General features: G+C 64.0%; 26 protein-coding genes. 3 read left to right on the top strand and 23 right to left on the bottom strand.

What is annotated here, in order from left to right; genetic code table 11:
• Positions 1 to 79 precede the first annotated feature (79 nt).
• The 8 genes from C7451_RS04395 to C7451_RS04430 all read right to left on the bottom strand — a co-directional run bounded on the left by C7451_RS04395 (position 80) and on the right by C7451_RS04430 (position 7,367).
• Positions 80 to 673 (bottom strand): LOG family protein, encoded by a 594-nt coding sequence (locus C7451_RS04395; RefSeq protein WP_110297762.1) that lies wholly within the window; start codon positions 671 to 673, stop codon positions 80 to 82.
• Positions 674 to 788: 115 nt separating this feature from the next.
• The gene (locus tag C7451_RS04400) at positions 789 to 1,163 is read right to left on the bottom strand and encodes a GFA family protein (protein ID WP_110297763.1); all 375 of its coding nucleotides are present in this window, start codon (positions 1,161 to 1,163) and stop codon (positions 789 to 791) included.
• A gap of 188 nt (positions 1,164 to 1,351) precedes the next feature.
• Positions 1,352 to 2,830, bottom strand: coding sequence for a phytoene desaturase (locus C7451_RS04405; protein WP_110297764.1), 1,479 nt, complete (start codon positions 2,828 to 2,830; stop codon positions 1,352 to 1,354).
• 110 nt (positions 2,831 to 2,940) lie between these two features.
• Positions 2,941 to 3,738: an SDR family NAD(P)-dependent oxidoreductase gene (locus tag C7451_RS04410; RefSeq protein WP_110297765.1), complete on the bottom strand. Its 798-nt coding sequence runs from the start codon at positions 3,736 to 3,738 to the stop codon at positions 2,941 to 2,943.
• Positions 3,735 to 4,088 carry a putative quinol monooxygenase gene (locus C7451_RS04415; protein WP_110297766.1) on the bottom strand — a complete coding sequence of 118 codons (354 nt, stop codon included), beginning with the start codon at positions 4,086 to 4,088 and terminating at the stop codon, positions 3,735 to 3,737. The genes C7451_RS04410 and C7451_RS04415 overlap by 4 nt, the downstream gene beginning before the upstream one ends.
• Positions 4,085 to 4,495, bottom strand: coding sequence for a YybH family protein (locus C7451_RS04420; protein ID WP_110297767.1), 411 nt, complete (start codon positions 4,493 to 4,495; stop codon positions 4,085 to 4,087). Before C7451_RS04420 ends, C7451_RS04415 begins: the two co-directional genes overlap by 4 nt.
• 125 nt (positions 4,496 to 4,620) lie before the next feature.
• Positions 4,621 to 6,006, bottom strand: coding sequence for an aromatic ring-hydroxylating oxygenase subunit alpha (locus C7451_RS04425; RefSeq protein WP_110297768.1), 1,386 nt, complete (start codon positions 6,004 to 6,006; stop codon positions 4,621 to 4,623).
• A gap of 143 nt (positions 6,007 to 6,149) precedes the next feature.
• Positions 6,150 to 7,367, bottom strand: coding sequence for an aromatic ring-hydroxylating oxygenase subunit alpha (locus tag C7451_RS04430; protein WP_110297769.1), 1,218 nt, complete (start codon positions 7,365 to 7,367; stop codon positions 6,150 to 6,152).
• A gap of 100 nt (positions 7,368 to 7,467) precedes the next feature.
• On the opposite strand from C7451_RS04430, the gene C7451_RS04435 reads away from it, so the two are divergent.
• Positions 7,468 to 8,019 carry a VOC family protein gene (locus C7451_RS04435; RefSeq protein ID WP_110297770.1) on the top strand — a complete coding sequence of 184 codons (552 nt, stop codon included), beginning with the start codon at positions 7,468 to 7,470 and terminating at the stop codon, positions 8,017 to 8,019.
• A gap of 161 nt (positions 8,020 to 8,180) precedes the next feature.
• Here the strand turns inward: C7451_RS04435 and C7451_RS04440 are convergent, their stop codons facing one another.
• From C7451_RS04440 to C7451_RS04480, 9 genes are all read right to left on the bottom strand, one after another.
• Complete coding sequence (locus C7451_RS04440) at positions 8,181 to 9,011, bottom strand: helix-turn-helix transcriptional regulator (RefSeq protein WP_244181589.1); 831 nt, start codon at positions 9,009 to 9,011, stop codon at positions 8,181 to 8,183.
• 118 nt (positions 9,012 to 9,129) lie between these two features.
• Entirely contained in the window at positions 9,130 to 10,041 is a 912-nt protein-coding gene (locus tag C7451_RS04445) for an SDR family oxidoreductase (RefSeq protein WP_110297771.1), read from the bottom strand.
• Positions 10,042 to 10,220: 179 nt separating this feature from the next.
• Positions 10,221 to 11,429: an acyl-CoA dehydrogenase family protein gene (locus tag C7451_RS04450; RefSeq protein WP_110297772.1), complete on the bottom strand. Its 1,209-nt coding sequence runs from the start codon at positions 11,427 to 11,429 to the stop codon at positions 10,221 to 10,223.
• A 3-nt stretch (positions 11,430 to 11,432) separates the two neighbouring features.
• Positions 11,433 to 12,182: a ThuA domain-containing protein gene (locus C7451_RS04455; RefSeq protein ID WP_110297773.1), complete on the bottom strand. Its 750-nt coding sequence runs from the start codon at positions 12,180 to 12,182 to the stop codon at positions 11,433 to 11,435.
• 11 nt (positions 12,183 to 12,193) lie between these two features.
• Positions 12,194 to 12,964, bottom strand: a complete 771-nt coding sequence (locus tag C7451_RS04460; RefSeq protein WP_110297774.1) for an SDR family NAD(P)-dependent oxidoreductase — start codon at positions 12,962 to 12,964, stop codon at positions 12,194 to 12,196.
• Positions 12,965 to 12,967: 3 nt separating this feature from the next.
• Positions 12,968 to 14,113: a thiolase family protein gene (locus C7451_RS04465; protein WP_110297775.1), complete on the bottom strand. Its 1,146-nt coding sequence runs from the start codon at positions 14,111 to 14,113 to the stop codon at positions 12,968 to 12,970.
• 118 nt (positions 14,114 to 14,231) lie between these two features.
• Positions 14,232 to 14,624 carry a Zn-ribbon domain-containing OB-fold protein gene (locus C7451_RS04470; protein ID WP_110297776.1) on the bottom strand — a complete coding sequence of 131 codons (393 nt, stop codon included), beginning with the start codon at positions 14,622 to 14,624 and terminating at the stop codon, positions 14,232 to 14,234.
• Positions 14,621 to 15,712: an acyl-CoA dehydrogenase family protein gene (locus C7451_RS04475; RefSeq protein ID WP_110297777.1), complete on the bottom strand. Its 1,092-nt coding sequence runs from the start codon at positions 15,710 to 15,712 to the stop codon at positions 14,621 to 14,623. The genes C7451_RS04470 and C7451_RS04475 overlap by 4 nt, the downstream gene beginning before the upstream one ends.
• Positions 15,709 to 16,947, bottom strand: coding sequence for a cytochrome P450 (locus C7451_RS04480; protein WP_110297778.1), 1,239 nt, complete (start codon positions 16,945 to 16,947; stop codon positions 15,709 to 15,711). The genes C7451_RS04475 and C7451_RS04480 overlap by 4 nt, the downstream gene beginning before the upstream one ends.
• Positions 16,948 to 17,116: 169 nt before the next feature.
• Here C7451_RS04480 and C7451_RS04485 point away from each other — a divergent pair, with 169 nt between their 5' ends.
• Together C7451_RS04485 and C7451_RS04490 are read left to right on the top strand one after the other, a co-directional pair.
• Positions 17,117 to 17,362: a type II toxin-antitoxin system ParD family antitoxin gene (locus tag C7451_RS04485; RefSeq protein WP_110297988.1), complete on the top strand. Its 246-nt coding sequence runs from the start codon at positions 17,117 to 17,119 to the stop codon at positions 17,360 to 17,362.
• Positions 17,363 to 17,668: a type II toxin-antitoxin system RelE/ParE family toxin gene (locus C7451_RS04490; RefSeq protein ID WP_110297779.1), complete on the top strand. Its 306-nt coding sequence runs from the start codon at positions 17,363 to 17,365 to the stop codon at positions 17,666 to 17,668. It begins immediately after the preceding gene.
• A gap of 15 nt (positions 17,669 to 17,683) precedes the next feature.
• Here the strand turns inward: C7451_RS04490 and C7451_RS04495 are convergent, their stop codons facing one another.
• The 6 genes from C7451_RS04495 to C7451_RS04520 all read right to left on the bottom strand — a co-directional run bounded on the left by C7451_RS04495 (position 17,684) and on the right by C7451_RS04520 (position 22,213).
• On the bottom strand, positions 17,684 to 18,406 hold the full coding sequence (locus C7451_RS04495; protein WP_110297780.1) for an SDR family NAD(P)-dependent oxidoreductase: 723 nt from the start codon (positions 18,404 to 18,406) through the stop codon (positions 17,684 to 17,686).
• Positions 18,403 to 19,191, bottom strand: a complete 789-nt coding sequence (locus tag C7451_RS04500) for a ThuA domain-containing protein (protein WP_244181592.1) — start codon at positions 19,189 to 19,191, stop codon at positions 18,403 to 18,405. Before C7451_RS04500 ends, C7451_RS04495 begins: the two co-directional genes overlap by 4 nt.
• Positions 19,192 to 19,193: 2 nt before the next feature.
• A complete protein-coding gene (locus C7451_RS04505; RefSeq protein ID WP_110297781.1) occupies positions 19,194 to 20,207 on the bottom strand; it encodes an NADP-dependent oxidoreductase in 1,014 nt (337 codons plus the stop codon).
• 35 nt (positions 20,208 to 20,242) lie between these two features.
• Positions 20,243 to 20,995: an SDR family NAD(P)-dependent oxidoreductase gene (locus tag C7451_RS04510; protein ID WP_110297782.1), complete on the bottom strand. Its 753-nt coding sequence runs from the start codon at positions 20,993 to 20,995 to the stop codon at positions 20,243 to 20,245.
• Positions 20,996 to 21,140: 145 nt separating this feature from the next.
• Positions 21,141 to 21,905, bottom strand: coding sequence for an SDR family NAD(P)-dependent oxidoreductase (locus C7451_RS04515; protein ID WP_110297783.1), 765 nt, complete (start codon positions 21,903 to 21,905; stop codon positions 21,141 to 21,143).
• Entirely contained in the window at positions 21,902 to 22,213 is a 312-nt protein-coding gene (locus C7451_RS04520) for a Rieske (2Fe-2S) protein (RefSeq protein WP_167398420.1), read from the bottom strand. The genes C7451_RS04515 and C7451_RS04520 overlap by 4 nt, the downstream gene beginning before the upstream one ends.
• Positions 22,214 to 22,236 lie beyond the last annotated feature (23 nt).

The raw sequence follows: 22,236 nt of genomic DNA on the forward strand, positions 1-22,236 counted from the left end.
CCGGAGTCCAGAGCGTGCAGGCGCAATCTCGCCCTGGCTTCCGGCTTTCGCCGGAAAACGGATCATCGCAGGAGGCTCATTACAGATCATCCGCCGTCATCGAGAAGATCGACTGATGCGGCTGATAGGACGCCATCTTGTCAAGCAAGCCGTCGAGCGCGTCGTCGACGATGAGGATGTTCGCATGCTGCGGACGGATGAAGCCGATATCGATCATGTGCCGGTTGAAGGCGATGAGCTGGTCGTAGAAACCATTCACGTTGAACAGCCCGACCGGATCGGTGTGATAGCCGAGCTGCGACCAGCTGACCGCCTCCCACAGTTCGTCCATCGTGCCGACCCCGCCCGGGAGCACGACAAAGCCATCGGCCAGATCGGTGAACAGCTGCTTGCGGGCGTGCATGCCGGGGACGACATGCAGCTCGCTGCAGCCGTGATGCGCAACTTCAGCTCTGACCAGGCCCTCGGGGATGATCCCGATGACCTCGCCACCGGCTTCCAGCGCAGCATCGGCTACCGCACCCATGAGGCCCAGCCGCCCGCCGCCATAAACCACGCCTATTCCCCGGTTGGCCAGAGTCGCGCCGACCATGCGGGCGGTCTCGATATAGACGGGGTCGGCAGGGGTGGCAGAGCCGCAATAGATGGCCAGGCGCTTGAAGGGGGCGGTCATGATGATTCCTGATGGTGATGATCGCCCGGTCCATCGCCGGAAATGCGGGACGGGGCAAGTCTCGCTGACACGAAATCCTGCCCCGGCAAGCTCGGGGAGCATTTGAGCGAAGCGCTCATTCCTGCGGCAGGCCGTCGGCGATATCGTAATAATCGCCCTTGTGCGCAGTGAAGATATGGACGTGCAGATGCGTGTCGGTGGGCTGGTCGAATGCACCCATGGCCACCGCCATCGATTCCCTGTGCGGCGGGTCCCAGAACAGGAAGCTTCCGCAGGTGCTGCAAAAGCCGCGCCGCACCCTTGGGCTGGACTGGTACCAGCGCACATGCTCCTCGCCGGTGATGGCAAGGTCGCTGCGCTGCACATCGGTCGAGGCCCAGTAGTGGCCCGACTGCTTGCGGCATTGCGAACAATGGCACGCATCTGGCCCCTTGAGCGGGGCGGAGACGGTGAAGCTGATGGCGCCGCACAGGCATGATCCGGTGTGCATGATGGGCTCCTGCTACTCAAATCCTCCCCCAGCATGATGGGGAAGGGGGACCGCCTGCGCAGCGGGTGGTGGGGGGGTAGCGGGATAGTGCCGAAAATCAGGGGAAGCGCAACACCGCTTCCCCTTCACCACCGACCTGTGGTCGGCGGTCCCCCTCCCCGAGACGAGCTCGGGGAGGATTCATGAGCTCACAGCATATCCTCGAGCATCAGCGTCGCCGTCGCCTTCGCGCTGCCGACCACGCCGGGAATGCCTGCACCCGGATGCGTGCCAGCGCCCACGAAATACAGGTTCGGGATGGCATCGTCGCGGTTGTGGGTGCGGAAGAACGCGCTCTGCGTCAGCAGCGGCTCGAGGCTGAACGCGCTGCCCAGATGCGCGTTCAGATCGGTGCTGAAATCCTGCGGCGTATAGTGGAAGCTGGTGACGATCCGCTCGTGAATGTCAGGGATCAGCCGGTGGCCGATCTCGTCGAGAATGCGCTTCTCGTAGATCGGGCCCATTTCCTTCCAGTCGATCGGCAGCTTGCCTTGGTGCGGCACAGGCGAGAGCACATAGAAGGTGCTGTGCCCCGGCGGCGCCATCGAGGGATCGGTGACGGTCGGATGGTGCAGATAGAGCGAGAAGTCCTTGGCGAGCACGCCATGATCGTAGATGTCGTCGAGCAGTCCCTTGTAGCGCGGGCCGAACAGGATCATGTGGTGCGGAATGCCGGGCCAGTCGCCCTTGATGCCGAAATGCGCGACGAACAATGAGGGCGAGAATTTCTTGCGCTTCAGGCTCGCTGCCGCGCGCTTGCCGCGACCCGACTTGCCGAGCAGGTCGCGATAGCTGTGCATGATATCGGCATTGCTGGCGACCGCATCGAAGCTTTCGCGCCAGCCGCTCTTGGTCACCACGCCGGTGACCTTGTCGCCCATGGTCTCGATCTCGGTCACCGGATCATTGAGGCGCAGGGTCCCGCCGATCCGTTCGAAATGCTTCACCATGCCTGCGATCAGCTTGTTGGTGCCGCCTTTGGCAAACCAGACGCCGCCGTCCTTTTCCAGCTTGTGGATCAGCGCGTAGATCGAGCTGGTCTTCATCGGATTGCCGCCGACCAGCAGCGTGTGGAAGCTCAGTGCCTCGCGCAGCTTCTCGTTCTTCACGAACGAGGAAACGATCGAATAGACCGAGCGCCAGGCCTGATATTTCATCAGGGCGGGCGCGGCCTTGATCATGCTGGCAAAGTCGAGAAACGCCTTGTGGCCAAGCTTGAGATAGCCCTCGTCGTGCACGCCGGCGCTGTATTCAAGAAACCGGTCATAGCCCGCGATATCTTCCGGGTTCAGCTTGGCGATCTCCGCGCGAAGGCTGGCCTCGTCGTTCGAATAGTCGAAATTGGTGCCGTCGGGCCAGTTCAGCCGGTAGAAGGGCATGACCGGCACGAGGTCGACATCCTCACTGATATGGTGGCCAGTCAGCGCCCAGAGTTCTTCGAGACACGGCGGGTCGGTGATGACGGTCGGACCGGCGTCGAAGGTGAAGCCGTCCTTCTCCCAGAAATAGGCACGGCCACCGGGCTTGTCGCGGCTCTCGATGACGGTGGTGGCGATTCCGGCGGATTGCAGGCGGATGGCGAGCGCCAGCCCACCGAAGCCGGACCCGATAACTGCAGCTTTTTTCACTAGGTTTAAGGCCCCTGGTTGCGACCCGAATGCGCGGGCAGATTGTGCGGCACTATAACGTTACGAATGCAATGTGCCAGCAGATGCGCGCTTTGGGTGCAAAACCGCCATTATCCCGCCTGTGCGGCCATGGCCGCGCCCACCGATGCCGCGATTTCCTCGGGCCGCGGATTGCGCCTCAGCGTCAGCCCGCCATTGGCCTGAATATTCTGGCCCGTGACAAAGGTACGATCGTCGCACAGCCATAGCACGGTGTGCGCGATATCGTCCGCGGTGCCGATTCGGCCCAGCGGATATTCCTTCGCGAACGCTGCCTCGAGCCCCGGCGTCGCCACGGCGGCTGCGGCCATCGGTGTCGCGGTGAGGCCGGGCGAGACCACATTGGCGCAGATGCCCAGCGGACCGTACTGATTGGCAAAGCAGCGGATCAGCGCCTCCGATCCAGCCTTGGTACCGATATAGGCGGCATGGTCATGGATCAGGCATTGCGTGGTCGCCGAACTGATCTGAATCACCGATCCGCCGCCCGTCATCGTGCGCAGGCAGGCGTTCAGCATATGGTGCACTCCGGTAAACTGCAGCGCGACCATCTGGGCTAAATCCTCGTCGGTGACATCGGCCCAGGGCTTCATCAGCCCCCAGCCGGTGGCGTTGATCGCGATATCGACCTTGCCATGGCGGGCTGCGACGCCATCGAACAGCGCATCGACATCGGCGCGGGAGGTCAGGTCGCACGTCACCGCCTCACCGCCGATCTCGCTCGCCAGTGCTTCGAGCGGCTCGCTCTTGCGGCCCGAGACGATGAGGTGCGCGCCAGCGTCGCTGAGCGCCCGTGCGATCACCTGGCCCATGTTATGATCGCCAGCGGCACCGATGACGATCGCGGTCTTTGCCGTCAGGTCGGTCATGCTGCGGTCTCGCTCAGGAAGCGCGCGGTGGCGATGCCATCGGGGCCATAGACCGGCTCCCTGAGGTCGAACCGGTATTTGCGCGTATCGGCATTGAGGATGGTGTATTGCGAGAGATGCCCCAGCATCCCGCGATAGGCCTCGCCCTTGAGATGCGCCTGCAGCTCGTCGGCGCTGTCCCATTCCTCGAACACATGCACCCGGCCCGGATCGTGCGGGTCGGCGCTCCAGGCATAATGGCGGCATCCCGGCTCGGCCAAGGCCATGTCGATCAGGGACTTGGCGCCGGCCAGCGCGGCGTCGCGGTTCTCGGGAGGAAAATCGACTTCGCCTGCAATCACGATACTCATTTCGCCTGTGTCTCCTTGAGAACCTGAAAATGCCGTTCGGCAAAGCGCCAGCCGTCGGCGGTGCGGGTATAGACATCAAGATACTGGCCGATCGGACGGCTGACCGATCCGTCGGCCAGTTCGAGATATTCGTGGGTATAGACCCGGCCTGTCGCATGATCGCCCTGGATGCCGAGCTGCCCGATCTGTGCGAAGAAGGCGACGAACGGGAATCCCGCCATCGCCTGGGTCCAAAGACCGACGATCGCCTCGCGTCCGCGCACTTCGGTGCCCATCAGGTTCCACACCGCATCCTCGGCCCAGGTCGCACCCCAGGCCTGCGCATCGCGGCGGAACACCGCGTCGCCATAGCTGTCGATCAGCGCGCGGATCGCGATTTGGTCTTCGGTTGGGCCTTGGAACGCCATTCAAACCTCCGTTTGTCCCGAGCGTGTCGAGGGACCTTTCACAACCCTATCCGAATACGTCCCTCGACTTCGCTCGGGACAAACGGAGGTGGGGCGTTTGGGGTCTCGGAGCAGTGCCGCCATTTTCAAGGCAATTGCCCCGCCAGATACTTGTCCATAGTCTGGTGGAACTGCCGGATCCGCCCCTCCTGATAGCGGCCGAGCTCGACCCGGTTGTTGGCAGACGCGATCAGCCCCTCCTGCACATAGGGCAGGTTCTCCATGTCCTGGTCGAACACCTCGCCCAGCGCGCCCCATTCGGTGACGGTGGCCCAAGGCTCGTCGGGCGTCAGGAAGCGCATTTCCGCCGCTTCGGGCATTGTGCCGTCCTTGGGCTTGCGGCCGAGCAGGCGCACTTCCATCAGCGTGGCATTCTGGTCGGGCCAGGGACGCCAGCGATAGACGATATTGGGCACGAACCCGCCCCAGGGCGAGAGGTTCGGGAAGATATTGTAGGTGAATGCGTCGAGCATTTCGCTATCCGAAATGCCCGCACTGTCATAGCCCAGGGCATCAAGGAAATTGGCGCGGTTGATCTCGGCCATCGCCTTGCGCGCGGTCTCGCCTTCGCTCAGCTTGCGCCCTTCGAGCGAGGCCGAGCGGCCCGAGGTGCGGCTGAACGCGGCGATGATATCGTCTTCGCTGAGGTTATCCGCCGCCAGATGCGGGCTGGGCAGCCCGAACGGGGTCAGCGCCAGATTGGCATGATCTCCCCACATCGAGTAGCGCGTGTTGGCATCGCCGGTATAGGGCAGGATCTGCGGGTGCGTGACGATCGAGTGCCAGGCCTCCATGAACGCCTCGGACACCGCCTTCCAGTTGGCGTTGATGACCTTGCCGACCCACAAGGCGGTATAGCATTCGTCGAGCCGCCAGCGGGCGAACCGGTCATAGACCTCCGCGCCCATATAGTCGCGCAAGCTCACCTGCGCGGCGCTTTCGGTAACAAAGATGAAGCCCTGCCAGCGTTCGACCCGCAGCTCGGGCAGGCTCATGTCGCGCTCTTTCAGATGCTGGAAATCCCATTCGCACGGAATGTGCTTGAGGCCGCCATCGGTCTTCCAGGCAAAGCCGTGGAACGGGCAGGTGAAATCGTCCGCCGATCCGCTTTCGGTGCGCAGCTTGCGGCCGCGGTGCAGGCAGACATTGTGAAAGGCCTTCACCGACCCGTCATCCTGCCGCACGATCAGGTACGAGCGTCCGACATTGTTATAAACGACATAATCGCCGGGTTGCAGCAGCTCGTCCTCGCGCGCGGCCATCTGCCATACGTTCGGCCACATGTGCTTCTTTTCTGCCTCGAAGAACGCGGCGCTGGTATAGCGCTCCGCGGTGACCGGCTCGGTGCCCAGATCGCGCCAGCTGTCGCCGCGCACCTCGGGCGGCACCTCGCGGCTGTCGAGATCGAGAATCTCGTCGACGGTGATCGCGGGGCAGCGGTCGGCAGGATAGGTCCGGCTCGCATTGTCCATTTTGCTCTCCTCAATCTCTTCTCGTTTTCAGCCCCCATCCGTTTGTCCCGAGCGTGTCGAGGGACCTTGCACCACCGTTTCCGATCACGTCCCTCGACTTCGCTCGGGACAAACGGAGATGGTGATGGGACAAACCATGGGTGCTACAAAGGCATTCCGATCGCCTCGGCTATGTGCTGGTGCACCGCTTGCGGCGCGCTCTCATTCGCGCCCAGCACGACATGGAAATCCGCCGGCGCGGTCAAGAGGTTCGCATAGCCGTGGCTGGCGACGCGATAATCCTCGGTCTGCACGACGGTTGCCGTGGCATCGTACGCCATCTCGCAGACGCCGCGATACTCGTCGTCGATGATGCCGAAAGGCGCATAGACCGCGAACTGGCAGCGCGTCTTGCCGACGCCATCGGGAAACAGGCGGAAGACTTGCGTGAAATAGACGCCGGGCGTCACCGCGCCGAAGAAGATCACCGTGTTGGGGAAGAGATAATGGACCCCGCCATATTCGGTATCGGGCCACTCGGCCTCGTCCTTGCCGACCAGATCGCCGATGGTCTTGTCGGGAAAGCTGATGCGGTGATGGCGGCCGAAGCGTTCGAGCACCGAGATGTCGTTATAATGCGTCTGACCGATGGTGGAGCTGTGCAGCGCGGCGAAATGATAGCCCTCGCCATAGGTGTCGAGCGCGAATTTCCAGTTCGAATCGGCGGTCAATAGGCCCTTTTTCACAGGCACCGCACGGGTGAGTTCGATCAGCGCAAGCTGGTCGGCAAATTCGCCCAGATGCGCCGCCGCATCGATCGGCTCGCCTTCGGATGCGCGCACGAAAATCAGGCCCAGATATTCGCTGCACGACAGTTCGAGCAGGTCGCGCGCGCCGATCGCGCAATCCGCAAAGCCCGGCTTGCCCGGCTGCCCGACCAGCCTGCCCAGATTGTCGAAGGTCCAGGCGTGGAACGGGCAGGAAATGCGGCTCGCCTTGCCGGTGAACGGCTCGGCCTGCTCGACCAGCTTCGCGCCGCGGTGGGTGCACAGGTTGCGGAAGGCGCGGACCACGCCATCCTTGCCGCGAATGACCAGGATCGAAGGCCCTGCGGCATCGAACACCAGATAGTCGCCGGGATCGGGAATATCGCCCGAAAGCCCCGCCACGAGCGGTTGCGCCAGGAACAGATGCTCGCGTTCGGCCTCGAACCGCGCCTCGCCCGTATAGACCGATTTGTGCAGAGGCAGCGGGCCATCGGCCATGTCGGTGGTCCTGTTCGCCACGTTCGCGACGATCTTGCGGCGAATCTCGCGCGCGCGCAGCTTGCGCGACGCCGCCCAGTCCGGGGTCAGGCTGTCGGAAGGATCGCGCTCGGCCATGTTCGGGCCTCCCAAATTGGACAATGGCAATTGCAGTCACCATGCCAGAAGAGGGAAGGCCAAGGACACTATTGGTTTAGTGAGGGGAGGGAGTGCCGCCATGCGCAACGCCACGATCGCCGCGATCGGCAAGCCGATGCAGATCGCCTTCGTGCCGGATGATTTCGATGCGGCGCTCAGGCATTGGACCGAAGCCATGGGGGTGGGGCCATTCTTCGTGATGGAGCGGATTCAGCTGGAGGATGCGCGGTTTCTGGGGCAGCCATCCGATTGCACCTTCACCATCGCGCTGGCGCAATGGGGCGATGTGCAGATCGAACTGATCCGCCAGGACAATGATGCGCCCTCGATCTATCGCGGTGACTATTGGCCGGGCGGGCAGACGATGCACCATGTCTGCCTGCTCACCGACGACATTGCGGCCGCGCGCGCGGCGGTCGAATCGGGTGGCGGCCTGGTGCTGGTCGAAGCCAAGGTCGGTGCGGACGGCGCGGTGATCTATGCCGATTGCGGTCCGGCCGAAACCCGGCCCAATGCGGGCGCGATTGTCGAGATATTGCACCCGGCGAGTGGCAACGAGGGGTTCTTCGCGGTGATCGCGCAGGCGGCGCAAGGCTGGGATGGCACGGAGCCGGTAAGGGTGATGGGCTAGCCAATAGCTCTCTCCCCTTCAGGGGAGAGATACGCAGCCTTGCCAGCTTGCTGGCTAGGCAAAGTTGAGAGGGGGCGGTGCGCACAGCCCCTCTCTGCTGCGACTAGGTGGCGAGCCACCAAGTCTCGCGTCTCTCCCCTGATGGGGAGAGAGCTGTTCCATCAATCACTCGCGCCCAGATACCCCAATTGCCCGGCCTTGAAGATGGTCTGGCTGCGGTTGACCGCGTCGAGCTTCTCGCCCGCGCGGTGGATGTGATAGCGGATGGTCGCGTGGCTGCGGTCGAGGATCATGCTGATCTCCTTGTCGGTCTTGCCGATCGCCGCCCAGCGCAGGCATTCGACTTCGCGTTTCGACAGCATGCAGTCCGACGGCATCCGCCGCTTGGTGCGCATCACCATCACATAGCCCGCAATGAAACGGCGGGTCATCGATGCCATCAGATCGGCATGCTTTTCGAACAGTTCGGACAGATCGGTGAGCGACTTGTCCATCGGCGTGAAGCTGACCGCCGAAATCTGACCGAACGGCAGGTGGACCGGCACCACGATCGCGGCGTGCACCAGCGATCGCTTGCGGAAATCGGTAAGGTCCATGTCCTCGAGATATTCGTTGCGCCAGCGCCCGAACATGCCGGTCTCGTTGCACCAGAAGGGCTCGCTCTCATAGCGGCAGGCGCGCGGCAGTGGCGAGTTCAGCGCCAGCCGACTGTCCTCCCACCAGCGTTCGCCATCGGCCATCCAGCCGAAGATCTCGCCGTTGATGATCGCGCCATCGGCATCGACCATCGGCTCCTTGGAAGAGATGTCGTCGCAGGCAGCGACCCTGAACCCGCGCGTCTGCGCCATTTCGTGCAGGGCCAGCGCAGCATCGCGAATGTCCTCGACCCGGCGGATGGTGACCCGCTGCGCCAGGGTGTTGAACGGGCTGTTGCGGCCCTCGGCATTCTCGCTGAACTTGGCCTGCCTGATGGTGGCATCTGTCTCGATCATGGTCTTCCCCTTGATTCGATCCGTCTCTCCTGATCGGCAGCTTACGCCAGCTCCCAGGGTAACGCTACGGAATGCTTGAGCCCGGTGATGGGTTTTTGGTGCCGGGCGATCCCCTGTCTCACCCGGTCGTCCGCGCCGCCTTGTCCTTCGCATTGGCCCCGCGGATCATCGCCGCCATGTCCGCCCATTGCTGGTCGTCCATGCGCGACAGGCTCTGGTAGAAATTGCCCGAATTGGCCTGATAGCCCGCGCCGTCGATGGCGATGGTCTGGCCGTTGATATAGTCCGCGCCGCGCCCCATCAGCAGCACCGCCAGGTTGGCCAGCTCGTGCATCTCGCCTACCCGTCCCATCGGGTTGCCGCGATCGGCATTCTGGCCCTGCAAGCCTTGGGCATTGCCGGGGGAAAGACGCTCGGTCATGCCCTTGGTGGGGAAAGTGCCCGGCGCGATCGCGTTGAAGCGCAGGCCATGGCGGCCCCATTCGGTCGCGAGGCTCTGGGTCATCACGTTGATCCCCGCCTTGGACATGGCCGAGGGCACGGTGAACGGCCCGCCATTCCACACCCAGGTGGTCAGGATCGCGAGAAAATTGCCGCGAATCCCCTCTGCGATCATGCGCTTGCCGACATTGTGGGTGATGTAGAAGGTGCCGCGAAACACGATGTCCGAAATCGCGTTGAAGCCGTTGATGCTGATATCCTCGGTGCGGCTGATGAAATTGCCCGCAGCGTTGTTGACCAGACCGGTGAGTGGTCCGTGTTGCGCCCAGATCGCGGCCACCATGGCATCGATCGACGCCGCGTCGCGAATGTCGCAGACATGCGCGCCCACGGTGCCGCCATGCCGGGTCATCAGCTCGTCCGCCGTCGCCTCGAGCACCGCGCCGCGGCGTCCACAGATATGCACTTCAGCGCCAAGATAGAGGAAGGCCTCGGCCATTACCTTGCCGAGCCCCGTGCCGCCCCCGGTAACAAGGATGCGTTCGCCTTGCATCAGGCCGGGCCGGTACATGATCTGCGCAATGTCCATTCAGGGCTCTCCTTGCTCTTTTTGCTTTTACAAATCCTCCCCCTCGGGGGAGGGGAACCATTCGCAACGCAAATGGTGGAGGGGTAGCGACCATAAGGAAAGCCCCAAAGGCAGTGTCACCTCGCTTCCCCTCCACCACTTCGTGGTCCCCCTCCCCGCACCGGGGAGGAATTCAGGTGTCACAACCCCAGCACGGTCTTGGCAATGATGTTCTTCTGCACCTCGTCCGACCCGCCGAAAATCGTCCAGGCGCGCGAGTTGAGATAGCGGCCGGCGGCCATCTGCGCCTCGATGCTGCCCACCGGCTCGGGCGCCTCGTTGCCGTAAAGCGGGCGTTCTGCGGGCAGCTGCAGCCCGGCGAGCCCGTGGATGTCCATTGCCAGCGTGTCGAGCTCCTGCCTGAGGTTCGCGGAGAACAGCTTGACCAGCGAGGTCTGCGGGCCGGGCGGGCGGCCCTTGGCGATCTCCGCCAGGATGCGCAGTTCGCTGATCTCGAACGCGCGCGCGCGCAGTCGCAACGAGGCAAGCTTGCGCGAAATCTCGGTATCGTGGATGAGCGCGCCGTTGGTGCCGCTGGGAACCTTGGCTGCGGTGAGCGCGAGCTGATCGATATCGGCGATCAGCTTGGGCGCGAAGCAGGATCCGCCGCGCTCGTTCTCGAGCAGGAACTTGGCGATCGTCCAGCCCTGGCCTTCCTCGCCGATGCGGTTGCCGACATGGCTTTTCGCATCGTCGAGGAACACCTGGTTGACCTCATGATCGCCCGCCATGGTGACGATGGGGGTGACGGTGACGCCCGGCTGGTCCATCGGCACGAGGAGAAAGGTGATGCCGCGCTGCGCGGAAACGTCGGGATCGGTGCGGACGAGACAGAACATCCAGTTGGCGTAATGCGCGTGCGTGGTCCAGATCTTGGAACCGTTGATGCGGTACGTATCGCCCTCCAGCACCGCGCGGGTCTTGAGACTGGCGAGGTCCGATCCCGAGCCGGGCTCGGAATAGCCCTGGCACCAGTAATCCTCGGCCGAGAGGATGCGCGGCAGGAAGCGCTCCTTCTGTTCGGGCGTGCCGAACCGGCAGATCACCGGGCCGACCAGCTTCAGCCCCAGCACCGCGAGCGCCGGAGCGCCCGCCAGCGCGCATTCCTTTTCGAATATATAGCGTTGCACCGGGGTCCAGCCGGTACCGCCATCCTCCACCGGCCAGTGGATGGCGAGCCAGCCCTTGTCGTGCAGGATCCGCTGCCATTCGAGGCCGATATCGGGCTCGACGAACACGCCGGGGGTGCGTTTCGCCCCCTCGATCAGCCGGTCGCTCAGATGCGCTTTCAGGAAGCTGCGCACCTCGGCCTGAAACGCAAGCTCGTCGGGGGTAAAGTCCATGTCCATTGGTCAGATTCCGCCATTTCCGGTCGCCCAGGCGATGCCGCGGCGCAACAGTTCGTAATAAACAGGGTAGTTCCACGCGCATTTTTCCGGATGCGGATAGAAATCCTGCATGCCCGGCAGGTCATAATGCCCGCGGCAATGGCCGAGCGTATTGTACAATATGCCGCCCTGACCGATGGCGCGGGTGTAGATGACGGGAACCACGGTTTCGGGCCAGTGCTCATCGACAAAGCCGGTGGCCTCGCCCTCGAACCGGGTCTGCGCGAGGGTGCGGATGTCGCTCATCTGCTTCATCAGGTAGAGCTCGTCGACCACTTCGAAATCCTGGATGCCGCGCGTCACGTCGTGCCCTGCATCGACGATCTCGACCGTGAACGGTGCCCCGATGGGCGGGTGCGCCTTGAACTGGGTGCCCAGCATCTGCATCACGTCGGGCCGCTCTTCGGGGCTGTCCACCCCGGCATCGGTGAAGCGCAGGATCGAATTGGTGCCATGCAGTGCCAGCCAGCGCCCGCCGGCTTCAAGGAACGTGGCTATCGCCTGGGCTTCGGCCTCGCTGGGCATCAGGTCGCAGGTATAGGTCACCAGAAACCGGCAGGCGGGCAAGCGCTCGCCCACGCCATGATAATCATGCGCGACGGTGGTGCGGATGAAGTCATGCTCGGCGAGCAGCTTGAGCACCTCCAGCCGGGCAAAGTCGATATCGTGATATTTGCCCGCCGCTACGAAATGCGCATCGATCCGTTCTGCCATGCTGCGCTCCCTTAGCTGCGGAAATGGCCGCCGCCATCGACGGTGAAATCGACTCCGGTGGTGAAGCTCGCCTGGTCGGAGAGCAGGAAGACGATCGCGTTGACCACCTCGTGCGCCTCGCCGACGCGGCCCATCGGATGGTTTGCGGCGAACATGGCCTCGACCTCGTCCGCCGTCCCCGGCAACGCTTCCAGATAGCGTTCGAACATCGGCGTGCGGATCGCGCCGGGGTGCACGGTATTGGCGCGAATGGGCAGGCCCTTTTCGGCGCAGTCGAGCGCGATGGTCTTGGTGAGCGCGGTGACCGCCGCCTTGGACGCGCAATAGGCGGCAAAGCCCGAGCCCACCCGCAGCGCGAGCATCGACCCGATATTGACGATCGCGCCCGGCTCTTTCGCTGCAGCCATGGCGGGGATGGCGACGCGGCAGCCGTTGAACGTGCCATTGAGGTTGATATCGATGGTTCGGCTCCAGCTGTCCAGATCGACATCGACCACCGATCCCGGCTCGGAAATCCCGGCGACATTGACCAGGTGGGTGAGCTTGCCGAAGGTCGCCTGCGCCGCCTGCACCGCGGCCTGCCATTGGCCGAGATCGCGCACGTCGAGCGAGACCGCCATCGCGCGTTCGCCCAGTTCCGATGCCAGCGCCTTGGCCTTGTCGAACTGCACATCGCCCAGCACGACACAGCCGCCTTCCTCGACGATGCGCCGCCCGGTCGCCCCGCCAATGCCCTCCGCCCCGCCCGAAATCAGCGCGACCTTGCCCTGCATCATTGCCATATTTTAACGCTCCAGTATCGCGACAGCCGAGAGGCCCGGCGCGCCATAGACATGGCTGTACGCGGTCTTCGGGTTTCCCGGCACCTGTCGTGCGCCGCCACGTCCGCGCAACTGTACCACATTTTCATAGACCTGCCGCAGCCCGGACGCCCCGATCGGCTCGCCACAGGCCAGACAGCCGCCATCGGTATTGACCGGTAGCTCTCCGTGCAGCTCGGTGCGCCCTTCGGCCAGCCATTGCTCCTGCTCGCCATCCTGGCAGAAGCCGTTTTCGGCCATGTGCATGATTTCCGCGCCCGATTCGGTGTCCTGCAATTGCGCGACATCGATATCCTCGGGGCCGATGCCGGCGGCTTCGTACGCCGCCTGGCTCGCCAGCTCGGTCGGCTTGCCGCCGCGCTCGACGCTGATTGCGGGCGCGAACACCTCGAACGATCCGGGCGGACGGGTGCGCACCGCGATGCTGGAAATCTTCACCCCGTCCGCGCCCAGTTCGCGCGCCTTTTTCTCCGAGGCGATGATCAGCGCGACCGCCCCCTCGGCGGGCGAGCAGAACATGTATTTGGTCAGCGGGTCGTTGACCATCGGGGCGTTCAATATAGTGTCGAGATCGACCGGCGAGCGCCGCCAGGCATGATCGCACAGCGTGCCGTTGCGAAACGCCTTTTCCGCGACCTTGCCGAGCGTCGCGCGGCTGATGCCATGCAGCTGCATGTAGCGCTGGATCTTGAGCGCGAAGAATTGCGTGGTCAGCATCATGCCGGTCTCGCCATACCATTCGGGCAGGCCCCAGTCGCCGGGCTGGGCGTTGAAGGCACCGCGCGGATGCTTGTCGAAACCGACCGCCATGGCGATGTCGCACTGGCCAGAGGCGACTGCGTTGCGCGCCGAGGCGAGCGCGCTGCCGCCGGTCGCGCATCCGTTCGACACGTTGATGAAGGGAAGGCCGGTCAGCCCCAGTTCGTTGACCATGATATCGGCATTGCCCGCGGCTTCCGATCCGCCATAGGCGCATTCGATATCGGTCCATGCCAGCCCCGCATCGGCCAGTGCCTGGTGCACCGCAAACACGCCCTGATCGCGGCCCGACCGCCCCTCGGTGCGCCCGAACGGGTGAATGCCTGCGCCGATTATGTGGACTTGGGTCATGGAAAGAGGGCTCTCGAGCTTTTCCGCGTTCCCGAGCGACGTCGAGGGACGCATGCGCAACCCTCTGCGCACACGTCCCTCGACTTCGCTCGGGACAAACGGGAGGTGGTGGGCTGGATCATGCGGAAGGCCTGAACGCGAACGTGGTCCGGCCTGGTGCGAACTCGATCAGCACCAGCTCCATCGCCATGCCGAGCTTGAGGTCGCTCAGGACCGCCCCCTCGATGTGCGTCTCGACGATCACCTCGCCGGGCAACTCGACATAGCCGAGCAGAAAGGGCACGAATTCCTCCGGTCCGGTATAAGGCGGCGATTTCGGGCGGAAATCCTGGCTGGTCCACGACCACAGCGTACCGGTAGGAGAGAGGGGTAGCGGCGCGTAATGCTGCGCAGCATCGCCCTCGGGCATCGGGAAGACGATCTCTCCCGTTTGCATATGGCGGCCACCGATGAGGCGCGGTTCGGCTTCGTCAGTCCACAGGCCCTCAGCAACGGGAAGCGGCATGCTCATGCTGCTGCCCTGATCGCTGCCTGCGCATAGGCATCGAGCCCGCTCGCCGGATCGCCCAGCCATTGCGACAGCAGCAGGACGCGCTTGTGCGCATGGCCGATTTCCAGTTCGTCGGTGGTGCCCATGCCGCCGTGCAGCTGCACCGCCTCGCGTCCTATGGCGAGCGCGGCCTCCGCGACCACCGCCTTCATGCCCGCGATCTCGTTCGCTTCGCCCGAAGTGACCGCAGCGATCAGCGCGCTTTTCGCTTGATCGACCAGCGCATAGGCATCGACCATCCGGTGCTGGATCGCCTGAAACCGCCCGATCGGCTGGCCGAACTGCTCGCGCTGGCGGACATAGGCGAGCGTATCGTCGAACAGCCGCCGCGCCAGCCCCGCCATCTCTGCTGCTGCGACCAGCCGTGCGGTGCCGAGCGCGGCTTCGACCACATCCCAATCGAGCGCCAATCGGGCATCGGTGGCGACTTCGCAGCCGAGCAGCCGGATTTCTGCCGCCATATTGCCGTCGATCACGCGATAGCCTCGCCGGTGCAGTCCTGATGCATTGGCGGCGACGAGAAACAGCGCCGGGCCGCTATCCGTCGCAGCGCTGACCAGCAGCCAGTCCGCAGCCATGCCGCCAAGCGAGAAACTCTTTTCGCCTTGCAGCACGAAGCCGTTGGCGGTCTGTTTTGCGGTCGTGACGCGCGGAGTCGTGACATGCCGCCCCCCGGGCTCGAACAGCGCCAGCGCGGCAATCGCCTCGCCTGAGGCCAGTGCGTGGATCAAAGGATGATGCTCCACCAGTCCCGACCCTGCCAGCAGCATCGGCAGCACCGCATTTTCCAGCCAGTTGTCCGACGAGATGCGCAGGCCGAAGCTTTCGCCCACCGCGACCAGATCGAGCAGGCTGCTGCCAAGCCCGCCCTTGTCCTGGCCGAGCGCCATCGCGGTCAGGCCCAGCTCGGCCAAGGCCTGCCAGCGCGCGCGGTCGATGCCGCCCGGCGCGGCGCGCTGTGCCTTGCGCGCGGCAATGTCGCGCCCTTCCAGAAACCGCTCGACAGAGGCGCGGTAGAGCAGCTGGCTTTCGTCATAATCGAAATTCATGGGCAACGCTCGAAACGCACCGGCACGCAAACGGGTCCGCGCAGCATCATGTTGGGGGGATAGGCGATTGAGGCTTCGTCGGTCAGCGTGATGCCCGAAATGCGCGGCAGCAGCTCCTCGAACGCGACGGTCATTTCCTTTCGGCTCAGCATGTTGCCGACGCACATATGGATGCCGCGCCCGAAGGCGAGATGGGTGCGGGCATTGGCCCGGTCGACGAGAAACCGGTCGGGCTCTTCATAGCGTTCGGGGTCGCGATTGGCGGCCGCATAGCGCATCATTACCATCGCGCCCTTGGGCAGGGTCACCCCACCCAGCTCGGCGTCTGCCTTCATCACTCGCCAGATGCCGGACGAGGCGCTGGCGAGGCGCAGCATCTCCTCGATCATGTTGGGGATGATCTTCGGGTCCGCCTTAGCCTTGGCGAGTTCCGACGGATTGCGCGCGAGCAGGATGATGCCCTCCGCCAGCGTCGCGGTGGTCGTTTCGTTGCCCGCGACCAGCAGCTGCTGCACGATCGACAGCAGTTCGCCATCGTCGAGCGGGCGCTCGCCGTCGATCTCGGCATGGACAAGGTCGGAGAGAAGGTCGTCGGTCGGGTTCGCGCGGCGCAGGTCCATCTGTGCCTTGATCGCATGCTGGAACTCGACCACCTCGCGCGCGCATTGCAGCTCGCGCTCCCTGGGCACCATGCCGCCCAGCCGATCGACAAAGGCATCGGTCCAGCGCTTGATCGTTTCCGGCGGCTCGTGCGTGAGACCGAGCTGTTCGGAGATCATCCGGATCGGCAGCGGCATGGCGAAATCGCGGATGAACTCGATATCGTCCTGCGTCAGCATCCTTTCGATCAGATCGCGTGCGATCTCGCGGATATGCGCCTCGAGCTTGTTCACGCGCGGCGCGGAAAAGGCCAGATTGACGAGCTTGCGAAACCGCGTGTGCACCGGCGGGTCGGCGGTCAGCAGCGTGTCGACCTGCGGCCAGCCTTCGTCCAGGATCGCCTTGACCTCCGGATCTTCGGACCGCGCGCCCGAGAGCACTGCCTGGAAATTGTTGGAGAATTCATCCGTCCGCGACGTCGCCTCGCTGACCAGCCTGTGGCTCAGCACCAGATACAGGCCGGTCGCCTTGTCGTGATAGACTGGCTCGGTCGGCAGATGCTCCTGATAGAAGGCGAAGGGGCTGGTCAGCACGTCGGGATGGAAAAAGCTCTTCTGCTCCGCCGCCACCGTCATGCCCTGCTCCCATGGTTCTGATGTGCCATGAAACCGTCATAGCCCGCAGCGGCGCCGCCTCGCGATAGTCGAAAATGTTAGGGAGGGACGTGCAAGCGGCGATAACCAAAATTGCGCATTTTGTGTTATCATGATAGGTCATGGGTCGGTAATGGAAGGAATGACCGCGATGAACGTATCGATCGGCGAACGGTGGGAAGGCTATGTCGAGGCGCTGCTCAAGACCGGGCGCTATGCCTCCGCCAGCGAAGTGATCCGCGAAGGCCTGCGCCTGGTCGAAGAGCGCGAGGCGAAGCTTGCGGCGCTGCGCGAGACGATCGAAACTTCGCTTGCACGCGGTGGCGAGAATACGGATGGTGATGTGGATCGGCGCTTGGAAACAGTAGCGCATGAGCTCAAGGTACAAGGATATTAGGTGCGGGCACTTATCTATCTTGACGCTGCGACAGACGATCTGGTCGAGATACTCAGGCATATCACCCTAGAGTCCCGCCATCTGCCTACGGCACTGCGCTTTGTCGAGAAACTGCGCGCCAGATGCTCGCATCTGGCTTCACTACCCGGAACGCTGGGATCGGATCGCAGCGACTTGGCACCCGGGCTGCGCAGCGTCCCCGCCCATGGGTATATCATCTTCTTCCGATATGGCGACGAGAGCGTGGAGATCGCCAACATCCTCCAAGCCAGCCGCGATGTCCTCAGCCATTTCGATAGCGAATGACGACCCTGTGCCCGCTCAGCTGTGGGTCATTACCCCGCCATCGGCGATGATGCCCTGGCCGGTGATGAAGCGCGCGTCGTCGCTGGCCAGAAAGGCGATGACATCGGCAATGTCCTCGGGCTGTCCCAGCCGCTTGAGCGCCGACTTGTCGCGATAATATTCGGCTGCCGCGCCGTTCTCGAGCATGCCGCGCGTCATGCCAGTGACGATGCAGCCGGGCTGCACGCAATTGACCGTGATGCCGAAGGGTCCCAGCTCCATCGCCAGCGAGCGGGTAAAGCCGAGAATCGCGTGCTTGGAGGCGGCATAGGCGCCGAGCCCCGCATCGCCATAGCGCGACAGGATCGATCCGGTATTGATCACCCTGCCCGTCGAAGAGTCCTTGAGCAGCGAAAGGCATGCCTTGGCGAGCCGCGCGGGCGCGAGCAGGTTGACGTCGAGCCCGAACTGCCACTGATCGTCGGTCAGGTCCTCGAGCGTGCCCACCGGGCAGACCCCGGCATTGTTGACGAGGATATCGAGTCCGCCGAGCTGGCTTTCGGCTGCAGCTGCCAGCACGGCAATGGCCTGCGGATCGGCAAGATTGGCGACATGGTTGATGGTCCCTGCCATGCCTTCGCTGCTGATATCGCAGGCAAGCACCGTCGCGCCATCCGCGAGCAACCGCGCCACAGTCGCCGCGCCGATGCCCGATGCCGCGCCGGTGACCAACGCCTTGCGTCCCTGCAGCCTGCTCATGCTCGTCTCCCTCCGCTTTCGTCCTGTGTAACGTAATCCAGAGCATTGGCCAGCATTTGCCGCACATGGGGATTGGCATAGGCGGCGGGACCATCGCCGAACTGCAGATAGACCAGTTGCCCCGCCGCGACGGGCTTCGTCCAGCCGATCAGATGGCTTCCGGGCGGATGCGGCCAGGCTGAATTGTCGAACATCCGCCCCGCGACGGCATGTGCGGCAGAGTGGAAATTGTGCGCAACAAAATCGTGGTCTGCTGCGATCAGCGGGGTGACCCGCTCGGCGAAAATCTCGGCGAGATACAGTTCGTCGCACACAGCAAAGCGCGGTGGCAGGCCCTGTGTTACCGGATGGTCTCTCAGCATCACCGCCTGATATTCGACATCGTGCCGATAACCCGAATCGAGACACTCGCGGCCGCGCAGCGTCTCGGGCCGATACAGGAACTTGCCTCCCAGCATCTCCGCCCATTCCGGCCAGTCCGCCCATCCGGCGAGCGCATGGTGCAGCGCCACCGCGCCCTTGCCGTGCGCAAAATGCGCCTTGATGCCTGCAACAAAGCCGGGCGACGGGGGCCGCGTCGTTACCGTGCCGTTGGCAAAGGTGAAGCCAGGCATGTCGTAGAACAGCAGCGCATCGGCTTTCTCCGCCGCACCGTCTGCCACCTGCGCCTCGGCCTCGGGATGCACGAGATGCTCCACCCGCCATCCGTCCAGGCTGGCAAGCAGAGCGGCAAAGGGCTCGGCCTCGTACGGATGGCCGCCCGACAGGACCAGAAGGTCGCGCACGCTCAGGCGATCTTCAGGATCATCTTGCCCTGGTTCGATCCCTCGAACAGCCGAAGGAAAGCGGGCAACGCGTTGTCGAGCCCTTCGTCGACATGCTCGTCGACGATCAGCTTGCCGGCCGCCGCCCATTCGCCCATTTGCGCGCCGCCCTCGGCAAAACGCGCGATATAATCGGCGACCAGCAATCCGCGGATCGAGGCGCGGTGCACGATCAGCTGCCAAATATTGCGCGCGCCCACCGGCTGCGGCGCGTTGTATTCGCTGATCAGCCCGCACAGGCCGATGCGCGCGCCGTGCTTGAGGTTCATCAGGCCCGCATCGAGAATGTCGCCGCCGACATTCTCGAAGATCACATCGACGCCATCGGGCGCGACCGCGCGGATCGCGGCATCGAGCGCGGCCACGTCCTTGCCGCGATAGTCGATGGCATGGTCGAAACCATAACGCTCGGTCAGCCGTGCACATTTCTCCGCGCCGCCCGCAATGCCGATCGCGGTGCAGCCCAGGATCTTGGCGATCTGCCCGACCAGCGATCCCACGGCCCCGGCGGCACCGGTAATCAGCACGACATCGCCCGGCTTAGGCTCGCACACGTCGAGAAAGCCGAAATAGGCGGTCATGCCCACCGCGCCGAAGAGCGAGAGGTAATTGGTCACCTTGGGCACCGCGTGCGGATCGATCGGCTGGGTAAAGCCGCCCAGGGTGCCGATCGAATAGTCCTCGATCGCGTTGAGGCCCATCACCCATTGGCCCTTGGCAAAGCCCTCGGCGCGGCTCTTCTCGACCACGCCGATGGTGGTCGCGCGTACCGGGGCGCCCAAGGGGATCGGCGGCATGTAGCTGTCCGCGTCCGACATCCAGCCGCGCTGCGCCGGATCGAGCGAGGCATAATGGTTGCGGATCAGGAACTGGCCCTCGTCCAGAGCGGGAATGGTTGAAGTCTCTAGCGCAAAATCCTCGGCCACGGGCGCGCCGTTCGGACGGCGCTTCAGGATGAACTGGCGGTTCTGGGTCATGGGTGGAGCGTCTCCGTGCAGGGAATGGAAAAGGGTCAGTCCGCACCCCGCCCGCCATCGACCAGCATGGCGGTGCCGGTGACCATGCGCGAGGCGGAACAGGCGAGGAAGGTGGCGGCGCTGGCGATGTCCTCGGGCGTTCCGACGCGCTGGAGTGCGTTGCCGTCCATCACGAAGGCTTTCACCGCATCATTGTCGCCATAGGCCTCGGTGATCATTTCTGTATAGATCACGCCGGGGTTCAGGGAATTGACCCGTACCTTCGGGTCCATCTGCGCGCCTTCCAGCGCGGCGACCCGGCTGAAATGCGTCACCGCCGCCTTGGCCGCGCAATAGGCGGCGCAATCTTCCAGCCCGATCAGTCCAGCCAGCGAGGAGATGTTGACGATAGACCCCGCGCTCCTGGTATCGCGCATCATGCGAAAGCCGTATTTGGTGCCGAGCACGACGCTCTCGACATCGGCGGTCCACAGCTCGCGGAAATCCTCTAGCGTCGTCTCAGGCAGGGGCCTGGTGAAGAACGATCCGGCGGAGTTGATGAGGGCATCGACCGACGCGTGGCGGGCGGTCACCGTCTCGGCGAACGCGGCCCAGTCGCTTTCCGAGGTGACGTCGAAGCTGTGGAACTCGGCACTGCCGCCCGCCGCCTCGACCTGGCGCACGGTCTCTGCGCCGCGCTCCGGATTGCGGCCGGTAGCGATGATGTGAAAGCCGGCCTTGGCGAGACGGATGGCCGTGGCGCGCCCGATTCCCGAGGTCGCGCCGGTGACGATGGCGGTACGGGTCATGCGCTGGCCTCCGTTTGCAAGGGGCGCGCCATCAACCACCCCCGTTTGTCCCGAGCGTGTCGAGGGACGTGATCGCAAACCTCTCGCGTACGTCCCTCGACTTCGCTCGGGACAAACGGACCTGGGTTCATGCCTGCTGCCAGCATCACGTCAGACTCCATCCGCCATCGACCACCATCTGTGTCGCGGTCATGAACGAACTTTCCTCGCTGATCAGGAACAGGATGCTTTCGGCCATGTCCTCGGGCTCCTGCGGCACGCCCAGCGGCACGTCGGTCCAGTGCGCAGGATCGTTCATCGCGCCGGGCGGCATCGCGCCTTCGAGCAGCGGGGTGCGGGTGGGGCCGGGGCACAGCGCATTCACGCGGATCATGTCGCCCTTGCGGCCCAGCTCGACGCCGACCGCGCGCGCCATGTTCGCCATCGCCGCCTTGGCGACCGCATAGGCGGAAATGGCCGGTGCCGCGCAATTGGCCATGACCGATGCGGTGAGCACGATGCTTCCCGTCGCAGGCGCCCCGCCCGATTGCGCGCGCATCTGCTCCACTGCCTTTTGCAGTCCGATAAAGCTTCCTTCGACATGCACTTGGTTGAGCTTTCGGAAGCGGGCCATGTCGAGATCGATGATCGGCTCGTAATTGACGATCCCCGCATTGCTGACCAGCGCATCCAGCCGTCCGTGATGATGCACGGCGGCGGCAATCGCATTGTCCCAGTCGTCGGCCAAGGTGGCATCGTGTTTGAGGCCGATGCACTGACAATCCGCAGCGACCGCCTGGATGCGCTCGCCATCAATATCGGTCGCAATCACCCTGGCACCGCGCTCCGCCGCAAGGCGTGCAGTGGCGGCCCCGATGCCCGAGGCCGCGCCTGTGACCAGCACGACCTTGTCCTTCACGTCGAATGTCATGCGTGGCTATCCAGTTCAATCATTCCGTCCCTTTCCCGCACCGGCCAGGTTCTGACGCCGCAATAGGCCGGCGGTCCCTTGGCGGCGCCCGTGGCGATCTCAAAGCGCGCGCCATGGTGCGGACACAGCACATGGCCGCGTCGCACCCTCGCGCCCTCCAGCGGCAGCAGCGCATGGCTGCACAGCCCATCGAGTGCGTGCAGCGCCCCCTCAGCATCACGGACGAGCAGATATGCTGCACCCTCATGCTGCACAAAACGGGTGGTGCCCGGTTCGAGATCGGCAGGGGTGACGGGGGTGAATGTCATCCTGCTTGTGATGCCCAAACATC

The sequence above is a fragment of the Blastomonas natatoria genome (assembly GCF_003201955.1).
GTDB classification, from domain to species: domain Bacteria; phylum Pseudomonadota; class Alphaproteobacteria; order Sphingomonadales; family Sphingomonadaceae; genus Blastomonas; species Blastomonas natatoria.

Coding starts and splice junctions, on each gene's coding strand:
- C7451_RS04455 (WP_110297773.1), bottom strand. CDS start 12,182: ATGGCAGAACGGATCGATGCGCATTTCGTAGCGGCGGGCAAATATCAC.
- C7451_RS04475 (WP_110297777.1), bottom strand. CDS start 15,712: ATGAATTTCGATTATGACGAAAGCCAGCTGCTCTACCGCGCCTCTGTC.
- C7451_RS04410 (WP_110297765.1), bottom strand. CDS start 3,738: ATGACCGACCTGACGGCAAAGACCGCGATCGTCATCGGTGCCGCTGGC.
- C7451_RS04515 (WP_110297783.1), bottom strand. CDS start 21,905: ATGACATTCGACGTGAAGGACAAGGTCGTGCTGGTCACAGGCGCGGCC.
- C7451_RS04430 (WP_110297769.1), bottom strand. CDS start 7,367: ATGGCCGAGCGCGATCCTTCCGACAGCCTGACCCCGGACTGGGCGGCG.
- C7451_RS04420 (WP_110297767.1), bottom strand. CDS start 4,495: ATGGCGTTCCAAGGCCCAACCGAAGACCAAATCGCGATCCGCGCGCTG.
- C7451_RS04480 (WP_110297778.1), bottom strand. CDS start 16,947: ATGACGGTGGCGGCGGAGCAGAAGAGCTTTTTCCATCCCGACGTGCTG.
- C7451_RS04520 (WP_167398420.1), bottom strand. CDS start 22,213: ATGACATTCACCCCCGTCACCCCTGCCGATCTCGAACCGGGCACCACC.
- C7451_RS04470 (WP_110297776.1), bottom strand. CDS start 14,624: ATGAGCATGCCGCTTCCCGTTGCTGAGGGCCTGTGGACTGACGAAGCC.
- C7451_RS04440 (WP_244181589.1), bottom strand. CDS start 9,011: ATGATCGAGACAGATGCCACCATCAGGCAGGCCAAGTTCAGCGAGAAT.
- C7451_RS04465 (WP_110297775.1), bottom strand. CDS start 14,113: ATGACCCAAGTCCACATAATCGGCGCAGGCATTCACCCGTTCGGGCGC.
- C7451_RS04505 (WP_110297781.1), bottom strand. CDS start 20,207: ATGACCCAGAACCGCCAGTTCATCCTGAAGCGCCGTCCGAACGGCGCG.
- C7451_RS04495 (WP_110297780.1), bottom strand. CDS start 18,406: ATGAGCAGGCTGCAGGGACGCAAGGCGTTGGTCACCGGCGCGGCATCG.
- C7451_RS04445 (WP_110297771.1), bottom strand. CDS start 10,041: ATGGACATTGCGCAGATCATGTACCGGCCCGGCCTGATGCAAGGCGAA.
- C7451_RS04510 (WP_110297782.1), bottom strand. CDS start 20,995: ATGACCCGTACCGCCATCGTCACCGGCGCGACCTCGGGAATCGGGCGC.
- C7451_RS04450 (WP_110297772.1), bottom strand. CDS start 11,429: ATGGACATGGACTTTACCCCCGACGAGCTTGCGTTTCAGGCCGAGGTG.
- C7451_RS04415 (WP_110297766.1), bottom strand. CDS start 4,088: ATGAGTATCGTGATTGCAGGCGAAGTCGATTTTCCTCCCGAGAACCGC.
- C7451_RS04435 (WP_110297770.1), top strand. CDS start 7,468: ATGCGCAACGCCACGATCGCCGCGATCGGCAAGCCGATGCAGATCGCC.
- C7451_RS04485 (WP_110297988.1), top strand. CDS start 17,117: ATGAACGTATCGATCGGCGAACGGTGGGAAGGCTATGTCGAGGCGCTG.
- C7451_RS04395 (WP_110297762.1), bottom strand. CDS start 673: ATGACCGCCCCCTTCAAGCGCCTGGCCATCTATTGCGGCTCTGCCACC.
- C7451_RS04460 (WP_110297774.1), bottom strand. CDS start 12,964: ATGGCAATGATGCAGGGCAAGGTCGCGCTGATTTCGGGCGGGGCGGAG.
- C7451_RS04425 (WP_110297768.1), bottom strand. CDS start 6,006: ATGGACAATGCGAGCCGGACCTATCCTGCCGACCGCTGCCCCGCGATC.
- C7451_RS04400 (WP_110297763.1), bottom strand. CDS start 1,163: ATGCACACCGGATCATGCCTGTGCGGCGCCATCAGCTTCACCGTCTCC.